2 protein-coding genes are annotated in these 1,025 nt (G+C 68.0%); one reads left to right on the forward strand and one right to left on the reverse strand.

Features of this window, described 5'->3' with window-relative positions:
• The coding region (locus ACWDVW_RS32705; protein ID WP_449956872.1) for a zinc-binding dehydrogenase at positions 1-366 on the forward strand (366 nt) is incomplete at its 5' end.
• A gap of 21 nt (positions 367-387) precedes the next feature.
• Here ACWDVW_RS32705 and ACWDVW_RS32710 read toward each other — a convergent pair.
• Positions 388-654 (reverse strand): hypothetical protein, encoded by a 267-nt coding sequence (locus tag ACWDVW_RS32710; protein ID WP_355271754.1) that lies wholly within the window; start codon positions 652-654, stop codon positions 388-390.
• Positions 655-1,025: the final 371 nt, after the last annotated feature.

A 1,025-nucleotide genomic window follows, 5' to 3' on the forward strand; every position in this document is an offset into this window, starting at 1 on the left:
GTCACGGACTTCACCCGCACCGGCCCCTACGACCGGATACTCGACCTCGTCGCCCTCCGATCGGTCTTCGCCTACCGCCGGGCACTGACACGCGGCGGCCGATACCGCTGCGTCGGCGGAACCACCCGAGCCGTGCTACGCACCGCGACCGCGGGCGCACTCCTCGGCCTGGTGACCGGACGTTCGCTCGGCGTACTCGTCGTCGAGGAGGGGCCTGCGCATTTCGAGCCGCTGGCGCGCATGTGCGTCGCGGGAGAAATCGACATCCACCTCGACCGCACCTTCCCGCTCGAGGAGGCTCCGCTCGCCTTGGCCTACGTCGGCGCGGGCCGCGCACTTGGAAAGGTAGTAGTCGAGATCGACTGAACAGCGGGGACCGTCGGGGCCCTACTTGGTCCTGCTGACCGTAACCGTCTTCGTCGACTTCGGGACGTTGGTCGGCGTGGACGATTTCCCATCCGGTGCGGCGGTCTTGGTCACGGTGATGGTCTTCGTCCCCGGTTGCGCCTGCCCCACCTCGGCCTGCTCGGGCACCGATCCACAACCAGCACCCGGTGCTGCACCGCCACAACCGGACCCGGCAGACACCAACCCCACAGCCACCACGGCGGCACCGATCGCGACGACGATCCCGGCCAACAGCTCGCGTGCCATAGATCCAGCCTCCTCCGTCGGACTTCGGACTTCGGACTTCGGACTCTACGTACGATCCGGGCCGCCGCGGCCGACACTGAGCACGCATGTCGGCTCGCCCGCGACAACACCGTCGCGCCACGCCTCTCCGGTGGAGCCAGCAACCGGCCCCGGCTCAGACTGGCGTTCGGCTTCGATGACGTCGACCATGTTGATGGACAGCCCTGCCGCGGAACGAGAGAGCAGTTCGTTAGCGCACGCAACCGAGTCGACTCACGGTGATAGGTTGCGTGCATGTCAGCCTCCGACGTCCCCGAACCTGCCGAGGCCCCTGGACCGCGCCGTACCGCCAAACGCGTGCTCGGCGGTATCGCGCTGATCCTCGGTGCGAT

It is taken from the genome of Micromonospora sp. NPDC003241, assembly GCF_053589795.1.